The 14,664-nt window shown below is 65.6% G+C and carries 18 protein-coding genes, 4 tRNA genes and 1 pseudogene; 11 read left to right on the plus strand and 12 right to left on the minus strand.

Annotated features, from left to right (window positions below):
- Positions 1-3: 3 nt before the first annotated feature.
- From I2456_RS10085 to I2456_RS10110, 6 genes are all read right to left on the minus strand, one after another.
- Complete coding sequence (locus I2456_RS10085; protein WP_241007909.1) at positions 4-243, minus strand: DUF2510 domain-containing protein; 240 nt, start codon at positions 241-243, stop codon at positions 4-6.
- Between the two features lie 100 nt (positions 244-343).
- Positions 344-667 carry a hypothetical protein gene (locus I2456_RS10090; protein WP_068025600.1) on the minus strand — a complete coding sequence of 108 codons (324 nt, stop codon included), beginning with the start codon at positions 665-667 and terminating at the stop codon, positions 344-346.
- A gap of 130 nt (positions 668-797) precedes the next feature.
- A complete protein-coding gene (locus I2456_RS10095; protein ID WP_068160867.1) occupies positions 798-1,010 on the minus strand; it encodes a hypothetical protein in 213 nt (70 codons plus the stop codon).
- 64 nt (positions 1,011-1,074) lie between these two features.
- Positions 1,075-1,149 (minus strand) — tRNA-Val (locus tag I2456_RS10100).
- Between the two features lie 13 nt (positions 1,150-1,162).
- A tRNA-Cys gene (locus I2456_RS10105) sits at positions 1,163-1,236 on the minus strand.
- Positions 1,237-1,265: 29 nt separating this feature from the next.
- Positions 1,266-1,338, minus strand: a tRNA-Gly gene (locus I2456_RS10110).
- 181 nt (positions 1,339-1,519) lie between these two features.
- Here I2456_RS10110 and I2456_RS10115 point away from each other — a divergent pair.
- The 6 genes and pseudogenes from I2456_RS10115 (at position 1,520) to I2456_RS10135 (ending at position 5,874) form a co-directional block, all read left to right on the plus strand.
- Positions 1,520-1,591 (plus strand) — tRNA-Val (locus tag I2456_RS10115).
- Positions 1,592-1,906: 315 nt separating this feature from the next.
- Positions 1,907-2,941 carry an AraC-like ligand-binding domain-containing protein gene (locus tag I2456_RS10120; protein ID WP_241007910.1) on the plus strand — a complete coding sequence of 345 codons (1,035 nt, stop codon included), beginning with the start codon at positions 1,907-1,909 and terminating at the stop codon, positions 2,939-2,941.
- Between the two features lie 15 nt (positions 2,942-2,956).
- On the plus strand, positions 2,957-4,486 hold the full coding sequence (locus I2456_RS10125; RefSeq protein ID WP_085073193.1) for a GMC family oxidoreductase: 1,530 nt from the start codon (positions 2,957-2,959) through the stop codon (positions 4,484-4,486).
- A gap of 26 nt (positions 4,487-4,512) precedes the next feature.
- Positions 4,513-4,803 (plus strand): hypothetical protein, encoded by a 291-nt coding sequence (locus tag I2456_RS28415; RefSeq protein WP_338106141.1) that lies wholly within the window; start codon positions 4,513-4,515, stop codon positions 4,801-4,803.
- Positions 4,799-5,071 (plus strand): annotated as a pseudogene (locus I2456_RS28420) (GMC oxidoreductase); the annotation flags it as partial. The gene I2456_RS28415 and the pseudogene I2456_RS28420, both read left to right, overlap by 5 nt.
- Positions 5,068-5,874, plus strand: coding sequence for an alpha/beta hydrolase (locus I2456_RS10135; RefSeq protein ID WP_085073191.1), 807 nt, complete (start codon positions 5,068-5,070; stop codon positions 5,872-5,874). The pseudogene I2456_RS28420 and the gene I2456_RS10135, both read left to right, overlap by 4 nt.
- 18 nt (positions 5,875-5,892) lie before the next feature.
- Here the strand turns inward: I2456_RS10135 and I2456_RS10140 are convergent, their stop codons facing one another.
- The gene (locus I2456_RS10140; RefSeq protein WP_241007911.1) at positions 5,893-6,354 is read right to left on the minus strand and encodes a thiol-disulfide oxidoreductase DCC family protein; all 462 of its coding nucleotides are present in this window, start codon (positions 6,352-6,354) and stop codon (positions 5,893-5,895) included.
- A gap of 137 nt (positions 6,355-6,491) precedes the next feature.
- Between I2456_RS10140 and I2456_RS10145 the strand changes: the two genes are divergently transcribed.
- Both I2456_RS10145 and I2456_RS10150 read left to right on the plus strand, forming a co-directional pair.
- Positions 6,492-6,782 (plus strand): hypothetical protein, encoded by a 291-nt coding sequence (locus tag I2456_RS10145; RefSeq protein WP_085073190.1) that lies wholly within the window; start codon positions 6,492-6,494, stop codon positions 6,780-6,782.
- A 223-nt stretch (positions 6,783-7,005) separates the two neighbouring features.
- Complete coding sequence (locus tag I2456_RS10150) at positions 7,006-7,878, plus strand: hypothetical protein (protein ID WP_068160807.1); 873 nt, start codon at positions 7,006-7,008, stop codon at positions 7,876-7,878.
- A 32-nt stretch (positions 7,879-7,910) separates the two neighbouring features.
- Here I2456_RS10150 and I2456_RS10155 read toward each other — a convergent pair whose 3' ends face one another.
- Together I2456_RS10155 and I2456_RS10160 are read right to left on the minus strand one after the other, a co-directional pair.
- Complete coding sequence (locus I2456_RS10155) at positions 7,911-8,702, minus strand: MBL fold metallo-hydrolase (protein WP_085073235.1); 792 nt, start codon at positions 8,700-8,702, stop codon at positions 7,911-7,913.
- Positions 8,703-8,717: 15 nt separating this feature from the next.
- Positions 8,718-9,749 (minus strand): nitronate monooxygenase, encoded by a 1,032-nt coding sequence (locus I2456_RS10160; protein ID WP_085073234.1) that lies wholly within the window; start codon positions 9,747-9,749, stop codon positions 8,718-8,720.
- 164 nt (positions 9,750-9,913) lie between these two features.
- Here I2456_RS10160 and I2456_RS10165 point away from each other — a divergent pair, with 164 nt between their 5' ends.
- Entirely contained in the window at positions 9,914-10,681 is a 768-nt protein-coding gene (locus I2456_RS10165; protein WP_276052748.1) for a sulfite exporter TauE/SafE family protein, read from the plus strand.
- A 22-nt stretch (positions 10,682-10,703) separates the two neighbouring features.
- Here I2456_RS10165 and I2456_RS10170 read toward each other — a convergent pair whose 3' ends face one another.
- On the minus strand, positions 10,704-11,825 hold the full coding sequence (locus I2456_RS10170; RefSeq protein ID WP_085073188.1) for a carboxylate-amine ligase: 1,122 nt from the start codon (positions 11,823-11,825) through the stop codon (positions 10,704-10,706).
- A 222-nt stretch (positions 11,826-12,047) separates the two neighbouring features.
- Between I2456_RS10170 and I2456_RS10175 the strand changes: the two genes are divergently transcribed.
- Positions 12,048-12,707: a TetR/AcrR family transcriptional regulator gene (locus I2456_RS10175; RefSeq protein ID WP_085073187.1), complete on the plus strand. Its 660-nt coding sequence runs from the start codon at positions 12,048-12,050 to the stop codon at positions 12,705-12,707.
- Positions 12,708-12,709: 2 nt separating this feature from the next.
- On the opposite strand, the gene I2456_RS10180 is transcribed toward I2456_RS10175, so the two are convergent.
- On the minus strand, positions 12,710-13,147 hold the full coding sequence (locus I2456_RS10180; protein ID WP_068031395.1) for an anti-sigma factor antagonist: 438 nt from the start codon (positions 13,145-13,147) through the stop codon (positions 12,710-12,712).
- A 158-nt stretch (positions 13,148-13,305) separates the two neighbouring features.
- Between I2456_RS10180 and I2456_RS10185 the strand changes: the two genes are divergently transcribed.
- Entirely contained in the window at positions 13,306-13,932 is a 627-nt protein-coding gene (locus tag I2456_RS10185) for a TetR/AcrR family transcriptional regulator (RefSeq protein WP_085073233.1), read from the plus strand.
- Here I2456_RS10185 and I2456_RS10190 read toward each other — a convergent pair.
- A complete protein-coding gene (locus I2456_RS10190) occupies positions 13,905-14,588 on the minus strand; it encodes a DedA family protein (protein ID WP_068031401.1) in 684 nt (227 codons plus the stop codon). The two genes, I2456_RS10185 and I2456_RS10190, sit on opposite strands and share 28 nt — an antisense overlap.
- Positions 14,589-14,664 lie beyond the last annotated feature (76 nt).

Consider the following 14,664-nt stretch of genomic DNA (forward strand, 5'->3'; position numbering starts at 1 on the left):
CGGTCAACCGCGCCGGCGAGTAGCCGCCGTCCACGTCTGGCCGTCGAAATACCGCAGCACAGCCGGATCGTGGGCGTCCGGATACCAGCCCGGCGCGCTCGTCGGTGCAGTTTGCCAGCCATGCGGCACATAGGAATTCGAGTCGGGCTTCGGTGAGGTCAACCGAATCATCAAGACGATGAACCCGGCGACGACGACGACCCCAATCAGCGCGGCCACTACCAGCAGTAGGTAAGCCAGCAATGAATGCTTCCTTCCCCCAAGCGGACACCAGACGCCACACGGATGTTATCGGTGATTGAATCGCGTCCGCTCGAGAGAAGGCGGATCGCCGGTCAGATCGTCACAGGCCAGGCAGGCAGATCGGTGCTCCCATGCAGGTGTTGGCCGGTGACGGGTCACCTTCCATGATGTGCGCGCCGACCGGAATGCCGCCCTCGGTACCCGGGTGACCCGGGCTGCCGCCGTAGTAGTGGTGGCACACGTTCATGTCCCACACCACGTCGGGCATCGGCAAGGGGCTACCGGGGCACCAGACGTAGCTACACATCGCGAGTTGGTTGCAGATCCCGGTGCCGGGGTCGGCCTGTGCAGTGCCCGCACCTGCCGCGACGTTGGCCAAACCCAGGGCGCCCGAAAACAATGCAGCGGCGACGATTCGCTTCATGTGTTTGCTCCTTCCCGTATTGCGCCATTGTTGGCGTCATTTGCGGGCAGTAGACAAGGGGCAGTTTGCTACCGATCCCAAGAACGGAGGTGTGCCGCGAGACTTGTGGGCCCAACCGGCTGCAGCAAACTCAGACGCCCTCGGCGACGTACGTGACGACGTACCACCGTCTGGGCGGGCGCAGCGTGGTGTCGTATTCGTCGGTCGCGCAGGCGCGCTCCAGCCGAACGTCGGTCAACTGCGGATTATGTACGCGAACGTGGTCTTCCAGCTGAACGTGCAACGCATCGCCGTGCAGCCTCGGGTCTGCCAGCGCCCTGCCTTGGTACCGCGTCCAACTCACGTCGATACCCGTGCGGTGCGACGTGCTAGACCGGTTCCTGATGACCATTCGTCCAGGTCAGACATGGTGCGCGATACTGGGATTGAACCAGTGACCTCTTCCGTGTCAGGGAAGCGCTCTCCCGCTGAGCTAATCGCGCTGGGGAACAAAATTGGAGGTGGAGACGGGAATCGAACCCGTGTGCACGGCTTTGCAGGCCGTTGCCTCACCACTCGGCCACTCCACCGCTGGGGATTGATGCCACTTGCACCTTCGAGCGGATGACGGGATTCGAACCCGCGACCCTCACCTTGGCAAGGTGATGCGCTACCAACTGCGCTACATCCGCGCGCCTCGGGCGAGATCATCGTCCGGTGCGAAGCACGACGATAGTCCACGTCAGCGGGCGCACACAAATCTCTTGGTGGTTTGCGTGTCCATGCTGACGAGCGGCATCCTGGGATCAAGTGGCGCGCTCCGGCGCACAGGCCGGCCGTGCTAGTCTTCGACGTCGTTCGCCTCTCGGCGCCGGTCCCGTGGCTCAGTGGAAGAGCGTCCGCTTCACACGCGGAAGGTCGCTGGTTCGATCCCAGCCGGGACCACAAGTCAAGCCCCGGTTCGACGCCATTAAGTCGCAAACATCCCGGGTCCGCTAACACCGCCTTACCGCAGCGGTAAGCCAGTTCGTGAGCCGCGATGACCGGCATCCCGTACGGCGGCCCATGATCTTGCATCCCCGCGAACGACATTTGACTGGGCGCGAACGTATGTCCCATGCGGCGGTGCTCAGCCAGTTCTCCTGCCGCAGTGGTCAATAGGGCATGGGGAGCCTGCAGTTGGCTCGCGATCGGCAGCGTCTGAGGCTCGTCGGTGAACCGAACATGCCGGCGCATCGTCGCTGATTCGTGGAAACCATGGTGAGCGACGGCGCTGACGAACATTTCGATGCCTTCAGCTGCGCGGTGTCGGACACATTCGTGCCGCTGGCCATGTCGGTCGATGACCGCTCTACATTCCGCGGGTCGCTGCGCTCAGCCAGCCTGGGAGCGGTGCAACTCTCGGAGGTCAACGTCGGGTCGAACGGTGTGGTGGTTCGGCGGACCGACCGGCTGATTCGCCGCAACAACCCGGACTACCTCAAGGTCGGCATCCAGGTCGCCGGCCGATCGACAGTGCACCAAGACGATCGCAAGTCCGAACTGGGGACCGGTGACTTGGCCATCTACGACACCTCCCGGCCGTACGAACTGCGTTTCGCCGAAGCGTATCGATTGCTGGTAGTGATGTTTCCAAAACAGCTGCTGGGCCTGCCCTCTGGGCGGCTGGGTTACCTGACCGCCCGAGGTGTCAACGGCCGGTACGGTTTAGGGGCATCGGTGTCACCGTTTCTGTTGCAGGTCGGGCGTCGCATACTGCGCGGCGACCACTCGGACAATGCCCAACTGGCCGAAGCCATCGTCGACTTGGTTGGCGCGCTGTTCGTCGACCATTTTCCGCCCGACGCTGCTCATCCGGATGCCGCTCGGCGGGCGCAACTCGCTCGGGTGCGCGCCTATATCGAACGCAACCTTGGGAATCCGCGCATGAAAGTGTCGGATATTGCCGCGGCCAACCGGATGTCGATCCGGTACCTGCAGAAGTTGTTCGAGGAAAGAGGTGAAACGGTGACCGACTGGATCCGCACCAAGCGGCTCCAGCAGTGTGCCCGAGACCTCGCAGACGCCCGCTACCGACATCTGCCGGTCAGCTCGGTGGCCGCCAACTGGGGTCTGGTCAACGCCGCGCACTTCTCTCGTATCTTCAAGGCCGCCTATGGCGTTGCCCCGACGGCATACCGCGCCCGGGGACACTTTCCGGCGCCCGTGCGCGGGGCGGCAAAGCCGCATTCAGATGATCGCAAACATGAATGCCTCAGCGACCCAACATGGGAGGTGACCCGGCCGGCCGACTGAGAGGTGACGACCCGAATGACCCCACCGCGCCCGAACCCAGACGTGATCGTGGTGGGCGCAGGCTCAGCCGGTGCGGCCGTCACCCGTCGGCTCGTTGATGCAGGGTGCAGCGTCCTGCTTCTGGAAGCCGGTGGGGCGGATAGTGATCCGGCCATCGCGGACCCGGCGCGCATGTTCGAATTATGGTCAACCCCGCACGATTGGAACTATCTGACCGTCCCGCAGCCGCAGGCCGCCAACCGACGGCTGCCGTGGCCCCGCGGGAAGGTGCTGGGCGGATCCAGCTCGCTCAACGCGATGATCTACGTCCGCGGTGCCCGCTCGGACTATGACCGGTGGGCTTGTTTGGGCAACCCGGGCTGGGCCTGGGCGGACGTGTTGCCGGTATTTCGCCGCATGGAGGACTACGACGGCGGCGCGTGCGCCCTGCACGGCGTCGGCGGCCCGCTGCGCATCCTGAGCCGCTACACGCCCGATCCGGTGCACGCCGCGGTAAAAGGCGGGTTCGTCGATCTCGGTCTACGGCTCAACGCGGATTACAACAGCGGGCTGCTCGACGGCGTCTCCTCGATGGCGTTCACCATCAAGGATCGTCGACGGCACAACACCGCTGCGGCGTATCTGCGGCCTATCGAGTCCAGCCCCACTCTCACCGTGCTGACCGGCGCCCGAGCCCGCCGGCTGCTGATGAACGGCACGCGATGTGTTGGGGTGGAGTGGGTTCGAGGGAACCGGGTGGAAACCGCCACTGCCGGGCAGGAGGTGATCGTCTCAGCCGGTGCCATCGAATCGCCCCGGCTGCTCATGCTTTCCGGGATCGGCGACGCCGACCACCTGGCTGCGGTGGGTATCGATGTCGTCGTCGACCTGCCAGGAGTCGGGCGCAATCTGCACGATCACCTCCTTGCCCCGGTCATTCTGACGACCGACCGTCCCATCGGCCCCCCGACACCCGGGCTGCCGTTGGCCCAGACCCACTTGTGGACCCGCAGTCGTCCCGACGCGCCGGGGCCGGACATTCAACCACTGGCCTTCTCCTTTCCGCTGTACAGCGAGCCATGGATGGCCGGACCGGACAATGGGATCTCGCTGCTGGCCGGCATGGTCAGACCGAACAGTCGCGGCAGCATCCGGTTGACGGGCACTGATCCCGACGACCCGCTGCTGATCGATCCTGCGACGTTCACCTGCGAGGAGGACCTCACCGCGTTGGTCGACGCGGTGCGGCTGTGCCGTGAAGTAGCGGCCACCAAATCCTTGCGCGACTGGACATTTCGGGAAACCTATCCGGGCCCGGAGACGGCTTCTCTGCCCGCCCTGCGCGACTATGTTCGCCGAACCGTGATGACATACCACCACCAGGCAGGCACCTGCAAGATGGGTGCCGACGCGGCGTCGGTGGTGGATGCACGGCTGCGGGTCCACGGCGTCGAGGGCCTGCGCGTGGCCGACGCGTCGATCATGCCCGCCGTCACCTCCGGCAACACCAACGCCCCGTCGATCCTCATCGGCGAGCGTGCGGCGGATTTCGTGCTGGCGGACTAGGCAACAGGGGGATAGCGGTGGATGGTGTGTTGAAGTCACGTTATGACGTCATCGTCTGCGGCGCAGGCTCATCGGGTTCGGTGGTCGCTCGCCGGCTTGCGGAAAATGCCGACGTCGACGTGTTGCTCCTGGAGGCTGGTGGCACCGACCGCGTGCCCAGCGTCACCGACGCGGCGCAGTGGCCGGCCAACCTGGGCGGGGAACGCGACTGGGCCTTTGTCGCCGAGCCTGACCCTAACCTGTATGGGCGCCGAATTCCCCTGTCGATGGGCAAGGTCCTGGGCGGTGGGTCGAGCATCAATCTGCGCTGCGCGTGAGGTGATGCCCGGCAATCTGTCCCACGACGCGCCGGAGGTCTACCTGCGCAACGGTGTCAACACATATTGGCATGAGTCGGGGACGGCGAAGATGGGCCGAGACGCCATGTCGGTGGTCGATGGGCGGCTCAAGCTTTATGGCATCGAGAATGTCCGTATCGCTGACGCTTCGATAATGCCGCGGATCACCAGCGGCAACACCATGGCCCCGTGTGTGGTAATCGGCGAGCGGGCAGCACAATTCATCAGAATTGAGCACGGACTGTGAAGCGACACGTTCCCAGGCTCGAAGTGATCGAAAGGGGCCAGCTCAGCAGTGAGCACCCACACCCCTTGCTTCTCGTGCACGGCGCCTTCCACGGCGCCTGGTGCTGGAACGCACACTTCGTCGACTTCTTCGCAACACGAGGCTTTCACGTGGTGGCCCCCAGCCTTCGCGGTCACGGCTCGAGCCAGCGTGACGGCCCGCTGCGTCTGCGTTCCATCGCAGACTTCGTCGCCGACGTCGCGCAGATCGCCAACTCCCTTGCCAGAGAACCGATTCTGGTAGGCCATTCCATGGGTGGCTTCATTGTGCAGAAGTATCTGGAAAGCCACAGCGCCCCGGCCGGCGTGCTCCTGGCCTCCGCGCCCCCGCGCGGACACCTACGTACTTTGCTGCGTTCGCTGCGACAACACCCGTGGTGCTCGGTGAAGTTCGGCATCACCGGCCGGCCCGAGCACCTCAGCGGTTCGGTGGCGGGCGCCCGTGAATTGTTCTTCGGCCCACAGACATCGGCGGATCTGGTCGGTGCGATCACCGCACGGCTGCAACCGGAGAGCACGCGCGCGCTCCTGTTCGACATGGTGGCACACGGCCTGGTCAAGACATCGCGCATCAGCACGCCCATGCTTGTGCTCGGGGGAGCCCACGACGCGCTCTATCCCGAATCCGACATAGTGGCGACCGCTGCCGCCTATGGAACCCACGCAACCGTCATCGCAGATATCGGACACGAGATGATGTTGGAACCGCCATGGGCGATAGGCGCCGACCACATCCACCGGTGGTTGGCTCAGCGCGGACTCTAGGCGGCCGACCGCGCCGGCTCAGCTGTCCAGGAAGCGCGCCCGCACCTCGGGCGCCGGGAGCGGACACGCGTCGTACTTGCCGAAGATCCGGTACCGGTTATCGGCGACCCGGTCGTAGAGCCAGTCGAGCAGCGGTGACGGGATGACCCGGGCGACGTGGAGCAGCTGCCAGGGCCCGCCCAAGTAGTCGATCACCCGGAACACGGCGTCGCTTCGGATGGCCACCCGCTCTGCCCGCTCGCCGGGTTTGTCGACGAACACCACGGAGTCGACGTCTTCGAGATCGGGATGGCGTTCGATGACCGCTCGCGCGAAGTCGCTTTCCAGCGCCGCAAAGCGCAGCGTGCCCTTGCGGTCGAACCGCAGAATGGTCTGCACTCCGCGGTTGCAGAAGCCGCAGACACCGTCGTAAAGCAGGACCGGTGCGGCGGCAAGGTATGGGCCCGACCCGTTGGTGGCGGCGTTCGGCGCCCGAGTCACGACCTGTCCGTTTTTACTCATGCACTGCGGGTTCCCCTGCTTGGGCTGCGCCTAACCTGCCAAGCAGCGGCCGAAGGATCAATGGCATACCTTCGGCTCTGACCGCTGCTGTCGGATTACACGAAGGGCCATTAGCGATGAGCTACAACGAAGGAATCGGCACGCTGAAACTCGAGTGTCCGCAGGCCCACCCCGTGGGCAGGATTCTCAGAGAGGTCGCTCATCAGGCCGTGCAGTTCGACCCTGGCGCCCAGGTGGGTCCGCGCCGCTTCTGGCCGCAGGAAAGCGAGCAGCCGCGATTCACCGCGCACTGCCGCTTCTGCGACAAACCGGTTGCGGAGAACACCGCGACGCTGCAAGACCGGTTGCGCGCCTTGCTCGACGACGGCTCACAGACGGTCGCCACCACCACGCTGCCCTTTGCGTAGCGTCGAAAACCGCCGCCTGGCTAACCGCAATTCGGCAGGGGTCCAATAGAGCCGCGCCTCCACACTGGCAACACACATCTGACTCACACCACGCCACCAATCCCCACCCGCCCAGCGCTCTAGCAAATCCGATTCCGAGACCAATCTGTTGCTTTCGGGACGTGGATAAGGAAACGTCTAGCAAAGCGGTGCACGCCGCGTTCCACGAGCAGGGAGGGTTTCAATGACACTTGCCCGCCGACATCCACTGGGCGCTCTCGTCGCGATCCTGGCAACCATCGCCGTTGCCGCGTCCTTCGGCACGTTCGCGCCGAAAGCACATGCGTTCTACATCAAGAACCACGAAACGATCACCCGTAACGCGCTTCCGGCAGACCAGGTCAGCCCGCAGGCCGTCAACCAGATCCTGCTGGGCCCGCCACCTGGCGCCGGAGCCGTCGGCAGCGACGCTTTCGCAACCGACGAATTCCGTCACCTCGACAACTCGGCCAATCCGGTCGATCTGTGCGCGCGCGCTCAGCAAGCATGGGACACCTTCTCCCCGGTCGTGTTGAGCGGCTCGGTGCTGAACAACGGCGCGGAGGTCAACGGTCCGGCCGCCCGTGCGGCATTCGGCGCCCTCGCACATACCCAGCAGGACTTCTACTCTCACTCCAACTGGGTCGAGGACAACATCGCCATCGGTCAGCTGGATCGCCTTGCGCCGCAGATCTTCCCGACCTGCAACCCGGCCGACTTCCCCGCTGATCTGCACACCGGGTACTACAGCATCAACTTCTCCCAGCAGTTCCCGCTCGCAGGTTGCCCCGCGGGCGGCCCGCCGCCGGGATTCCAGGAGTGCCACTCGGTGCTGAACAAGGACGGCCCCAACACACCGCGTGGCGGCCAGCCGGTGCCCGGCACCAACATGAACATGTACGACCTGGCAGCCAAGCTCGCCACCGAGGCCACCACCAACCTCTACGTCCAGGTGCGCGACCTGGTGGCCGCTACCAACGGGCAAGACGCCGCCACCGCATTGTTCCAACAGGGCGGCCCGATGCCGTCACTGCAGAATTTGCCGGGGCTGCCGGGCGTCTATCCGGGCAGCGGATAACACCACAGCGGCCGAGTGGATCGACTCAGGCTCTAGACGGCTAGGTCGATCCACTTGCCGTTGTCGGCAACCCGAACGACGCCGCCGAAGCCGGCCTGGTCGAATGCGGTGACGAAGTCGTCGACGCCCTCGCTGAAGTGCGCCCACCCGTCGACGTGGGCCGGGATCACCGTCGTGGCGCCCAGCAACTCGGCAGCCGCGGCCGCGCGTGCCCCGGTCATGGTGAGCGGGCGGCCCCGCTCCTTGCTCGGCACTCGCGCGGCGCCGGCAAAGATCACCGCGACATCAACGGGGCCGACTCGAGCGGCAACGTCATGCACCACGGTGATAGAGGCGTTGTCGCCACTGAGGTACACGGTGGGCAGGCCGGGCCCGGACAACACGAACCCCGTCACTTCACAGTTGACGAAACCGCCCGCGTCGCGCTGCCCGTCGGCCGGCCCATGAACGGCCGGGATCGCCTGCACCACAAGCGGACCGGCCCCGCCGACGAATTCGTACGATTCCCAGGCGGCCAACCCGTGCGCAGGTGGTCCCAGCCGGCCGGCGGCGCCGGGGTGGGTGAGGACCAGCGGCGCGCCCAGGGCCAACCGTCGACCCGCGTCGTCGAAGTTGTCGGGGTGCTGGTCGTGGCTGACCAGTACCGCGTCCACCGATCCCAGCGCATCCGCGTCGACCGCCGGGCCGGCGAGTTTGGTCAGATAGCCGTGTTCACCCGGCGGGTCGAAGGTGGGATCCATCACGATCCGGCGGCCCGCGATGTCCACCACCGTCGTCGGACCGCCCAGCACGCTGATTGCACAGTCGCGTCGCGTCGCGTCCACGGAAACGCCCATGACTCAGGCCTTCGCCGCCAGGCCGGCCAGGATGCGGCCCGCCGGTTCGGATCGGGTGTGCCGATAGCCGGTGCCCGCCCACAGATTGATCCGCTCCGGGTCGCCGGCCGCGGCGGCCGCCTTGCGGATCGGGCTGGTCAGGTGATGCAAGGCGGGATAGCCGGGCGGCGCCACGGCCGTGTAGCGATCGGTGAATACATTGGTCAGTCCCCGCGCGGGGCGGCCGGTGAATGCCCGGGTCACCACGGTCGTTCGGCCTGCGGCCTCGGCGAGTGCCTTGCGGTAGGGCGCCGATATTCCGCTTTCCTGGCTGCACAACAGTGCGGTGCCGACGGCGGTGGCGACCGCACCCGCGCCCAGCGCCGCGGCGACGTCGTCGGCGGTACCCAGTCCGCCGGCAGCGATCAGCGGCAAGGAGGTCACGGTAGCCACCTCCTTCAGCAGTTGGGGCAGCGGCACCTCGGCCGGTAGCCGCTCGGGAGTCAACGTCCCCGAATGACCGCCGGCGGCGGAGGCTTGCACCAGCAGCAGGTCGACCTCGCGCTCGGTAGCCAGCTGGGCTTCCGGCGCCGACGTGACGGTCTGCGCGACGACGCTGCCGGCTTTCTGCAATGCCGCGATCACCGATGCCTCGGGCACCCCGAACGTGAAGCTGACCACCGGTACCGGGTTGGCGAGCAGCAGGTCGACTTTTTCCTGCCAGTAGTCGTTGTCCTCGGTGATCGGCACGCGCTCCAGATCAACCTGGTAGCGCTCGGCCTCGGGCGCGATGGTGCGGCGGTATTGCGCATAGGCGTCCGCGTCCACGGGGACTGGGGTCGGAGCGAACACATTGACGCCGAATTGCACACCTGCGGAGCGCACTTCGGCGATTTGCTCGGCGAGGACGTCTGGTGGCTTGTAGCCGGCGGCGACGAAACCGAGACTGCCCGCCTGAGCGGCCGCCACGACCAGCTTGGCGGTGGTCGGACCGCCGGCCATCGGGGCGGCCAGGACCGGAATCGTCATCCCCAGCCCGGCCAGTGTGCTGTGCATGGCGACCTCCATCGATCAGGCGGAAAGACCGTGCAGCGTCTACTCAACACTGGCTGGAAACGTAAGTCCACGACGTGTTTTCGACCAGTGTTAAGTGTGAATTATCACGAAGTTGGCAGGCGGGGGTGCGGTGAGGTTACGTTCGCGTCGTGTCGCTTTCCCACTTGGCCTTGATCGGCCTGGCCGGGTTCGGCGCCGGCGTCATCAACGCCCTCGTCGGTTCCGGCACGTTGATCACCTTCCCGACGTTGGTGGCCCTGGGCTATCCGCCTGTCACTTCGACCATGTCCAACGCCGTTGGTCTGGTGGCCGGTGGCGTATCGGCCACCTGGGGCTACCGCGCCGAATTGGGCGGCCAGTGGCACCGGTTGCGGTGGCAGATCCCGGCGTCGCTGGCCGGAGCGGTCGTCGGTGCGTTTTTGCTGCTGCACCTGCCCGAGAAGGTTTTCGCCGAGGTGGTGCCCGCCCTGCTGGTGCTCGCACTGATTCTTGTGGTTACTGGGCCGTGGATCCAGGCATGGGCGCGGCGGCAAGCCGAAGAGGCCGGGCGCTCGGTCGACCACATCACCGCGGGACGGATGGCTGCGCTGGTTTTCGGCACGTTCGCCGTGGGCGTCTACGGCGGTTATTTCACTGCCGCCCAAGGGATTTTGTTGATCGGCGTGATGGGTGCCTTGCTGCCGGAGTCGGTGCAGCGCATGAATGCGGCGAAGAACCTGCTGGCGTTGGTGGTGAACGTCGTTGCCGCAGTGAGTTATACGTTGGTCGCGTTCGATCGAATCAGTTGGCCCGTCGCAGGCGTCATCGCCGTCGGCTCCTGGGTCGGGGGACTGCTGGGAGCCCGCTATGGGCGTCGGCTTTCCCCGAATGCGCTGCGCGCCAACATCGTCGTGGTCGGCGCCATAGGGCTGTATCGCTTGATGACCATCTAGCGAGAAACCCTGCGGCACTGATTCAGCTCAGCGTGGCCGCTGCCGCCTCGGCGATGACATCCATCATTTCGCCGCGCTGGTGCCAGACCCGCCGCGAACGCATGGCGCCGTTGCCCTCGACGGTGAGCCGATCGAGTTCGGCAACGACACGGTCGAATTCACCGAGCGCCTCCAACGCCGGGCGAGTGCGGCGCACCAGCATGTGCAGTTGTTCGCGGGCGGGTACGGCACCGCGACCTTCCACCAGATCAAGGGCGTACCCGGACAACCCGTCATGCGCGGCTTTCCAATAGGCTGCCCGCAGCGCTGCAGGCGCAAGCCGCAACGCCGACGATCCGGGGCCGTCGCGGTGACGCTCGTCGAGCGCCGTCATCACCGCCGCGCGAATCAGGGTGGCCAGCAGCACCGATTCGGCGATCGTCGCGGGCACGTCGGCCACCCGGACCTCCACGGTCGGGAAATTCGCCGATGGTCGCACATCCCAATAGACCATGCCTCGATCGAGAATCACGCCGGTGTCCACCAGCATCTGAACCGTGCGGTCGAATTCTTCAGGCGAGGTGAAGTACGGCGGCGCGCCGGCAACCGGCCACCGACGCCATAACACGCTGCGCCAGCTGGCGTAACCGGAGTCGGTATTGCGGTACAGCGCCGAATTGGCCGACAGCGCAAGCAAAGCCGGCAGCCACGGTCGCAGCCAGTTGCTGACGTGAATCGCCGCCGCTTGATCGGGGACCTGCACGTGTACGTGGGAACCACAGATGCCTTGCTCATGAGCAACCATGCCGTACTGCTCACCGATGCGCCGATAGCGCTCGGTATCGGTCACCGGGAACTGGTGCGGCGTCACCGGTGGGAGCCCCAGCGCCAGCAGTTGCACCCCGGCGGCTTCGGCGGCCTGTGCAGCGGCGCGGCGCAATCTGGCGAGCTCGTCTCGCAGCTGCGACGCCGTTTCCACCACGCCGGAATTGGTCTCCACCTGGCAACTGCTCAACTCCACCTGCAATTCGGCGCCTCGGCGCGCGGCCTCCTCGGCCACTGCCTGGTTGCGGGGGGCCGGTTCACCGGTGCCAGGGTCGACGAGAAGGAACTCCTCCTCGACGCCAATGGTGGGCAGGTCGCTGTCGAAGGACCCCGGACTCATACGCGCAAGCTACCCCTGGGTCTGTCCGGCAAACCATGTTGGCAACGTACTGTCAGCGAGATCTCACCGGACATGACGGGTGTGGGCGAACTTCACCATTTTGCTGTCGAGACCAGATTCATTCGGGAAGATGACTGGGACGAAAACCGTGACGATGTCGGGCATCTCCGGTTGCGTATGCGCGGCGCGCATTGCACGTTCAGTTGAGGGAGTAGTCAAGCTGTGTCAAGTCCTCGGGTGCACGACCCCGACCACGTCTTCGACTCTGTCGAACAATTGGTTTCCCAGGACGGCGCGGAGGCGCTGACGATCCGGGCGCTCACCAGGGCCACTGGTGTGTCCAACGGCGCCATCTACCGGACATTCGAATCACGCGGGGGCCTGCTGGGACGCACCTGGATTCGAGCCGAGCGCCGCTTTCTGACCCTGTTGACCAGCGCGGTCGACGAGGCCCGCGAACGGTCCGCCGCGGACCCGCTCGAGGCGGTGCACGCCGCAGCGGAGACGTCGCTGATCTACCCCGAGATGTATCCGGGGTCCGCGGCGTTGCTCATGACGGTGCGCCGGGATGAGGTAACCACCCAGCCGATGCCGCCTGAGGTGGCCGACCAGTTGGCTGCCCTGCAATGCGAACTCGCTCATGTCCTCACGCAGTTGGCGCAGCGGTTGTGGGGTCGTTGCGACGACGATGCGGTCAACCTGATTGCGGCGTGCATCATCGATCTGCCGAAATGGATCGCCCTGCGCGGCAAGCGCTACAGCATGCCCGTGGTGCGTGGCTACCTACGGGCCGCGGTGCAGTCGGTGCTGAGCGTCGGACCGCCGCCGAATGCGGAACGCGACTTAGTCATGGTCGGCGGTCACCGCGGCGGCAACGCATAGCGTCACCAACTGGCCGTCGGTGTGGCAAGAGCGTCGTCCACCGTGCGGTGAATCGGCAGGGTGTCGCTCAATCCGCAGGCTGCGACGATCCGGGCGACGACCGGGGTGGCGCTGACCAAGCGCATCTCCACCCCGCGGCGACGGCACCGCTGCGCTTCTTCGGCCAGTACGGCGAAAGCACAGCAACCCATGAATTCCACATCGCGGACGTCGACCACCAAAACGCCGGGCAGGGTAACGCCGGCGGCCGCTTCGCTCACCAGATGACGCCAGGTCTGCTCGTTGCACGCGTCGATCTCCCCGCCGGCGTGGATCACTACCGCTTCGCCGCTGCGGTCGGTCGTGGCGCGCAGTCTGCTGCGCGGGTCGCCGAGTTCGTAGACCAGCCGTGTGCTGAGGGTCAGGTGCGTCGAAAACGACTCTGCAATGACCAGGCTCATCGTGCACTCCTAATCGACTGGCGCATATTTCCGCCGCGATGGATGCCCGTCCTGCGAGGCTGAAGACAGACAGACTTATCGCCCTGTGAGTCTCAGTTCTATAACAAGACAGGGCGGTCTGTCTATATAGGCGGGCTAAGGGTATGGTGATCCTCGTTATGGCATCGCCTAACGAGATAACTCCTTTCGTGCCTGCTCGCGAGCGGATTTTGACTGCGGCCTATGAGCTGTTCAGCCGACGGGGGATTCGTGCGGTTGGCACCGACGAGGTCATCGAACGCGCCGCAGTGGCCAAGGCGACCCTCTATCGGCATTTCGCGACAAAGAACGACCTGGTCCTGGCGGTGCTGGAGCGGCGCGAGCAGCTGTGGACCCACGGTTTGATCGAGGCGCAGTCCGAGCGGCGCGGCACGACGCCAGAAGAACAGTTGCTGGCCATCTTCGACGTCTTGCACGACTGGATTCAGGAGGGCGACGGTTACGAAGGCTGCTCCTTCATCAACGTGTTGCTCGAAGTGGGGGCCGACCATCCCGTCGGGCAGGCCTGTATTGCTCATATCGACAACGTCCGGGACATCGTGCGCCGGCGCGCGCTGGCGGCCGGATTGGCCGACGTCCAGGACTTCGCGTGGTCGTGGCACATCCTGATGAAAGGCGCCATCATCCTGGCGGCCGTGGGTGACGCGAATGCGGCGATGCGGGCTCAGTCGATGGCGCGCGCCCTGATCGAGCAGCACCGACCCGAGAATCTAGCTCGTCAGGAAGCCGACGAGGTGGCCGGTTGATCTGGCCCGGTGCTGCCGGCGTTGCGATAGTGCTCGGCCTCTAGCTCGGCAATCGCGCGCGACGTCCTCTCCCGCAGCAGCAGCGCGGCGGTGACACCGCAGAGGATGGCAATGACCAGCGCGATCCAGGAGAACCGCTGCAGCCAGCGTTCGGCGGCGATACCGGCGAAGTAGACCGCCGCGGTCGTGCCACCGGCCCAGCAGATGCCTCCGGAGATGTTGGCGACCAGGAACCGCGGATAGGGCATCTTCAACGCGCCGGCCAGCGGGCCGGCGAAGATGCGCAGCAGCGCGATGAAGCGGCCGAAGAACACCGCCCGCACGCCCCAGCGTTCGAAGGTTCGCTCGGCCAGCAATACGTGACCCGGGCCGAAGTGTTTGGGGAATCGCCGGCCCAGCCGGTCGAACAGCGGCATGCCGAAGCGGCGGCCCACCGAATAGCCGATCGAGTCGCCGACCACGGCGCCGATCACCGCGGCCAGCCCGACACCGATGGGGTTCACGGCGAGATCGTGATGCGAGGACATCAGCGCGGCACTCACCAGCACAATCTCACCCGGCAGCGGGATGCCGAGACTTTCGACACCGACCACACCGCCAACCAGCAGGTACACCGCGAGAGGAGGGATCGTCTGCAGTAGGGCCTCGACGTCCATGCGTAAAGGATGCCTGACGAACGGCCGATGCGCGCATCATTGGCTTGCGTTGGTGCCGATAGTGTCGTGGCGTTAC

Origin of the sequence: Mycobacterium kubicae (genome assembly GCF_015689175.1) — a bacterium.
Taxonomy (GTDB): Bacteria; Actinomycetota; Actinomycetes; order Mycobacteriales; family Mycobacteriaceae; genus Mycobacterium; species Mycobacterium kubicae.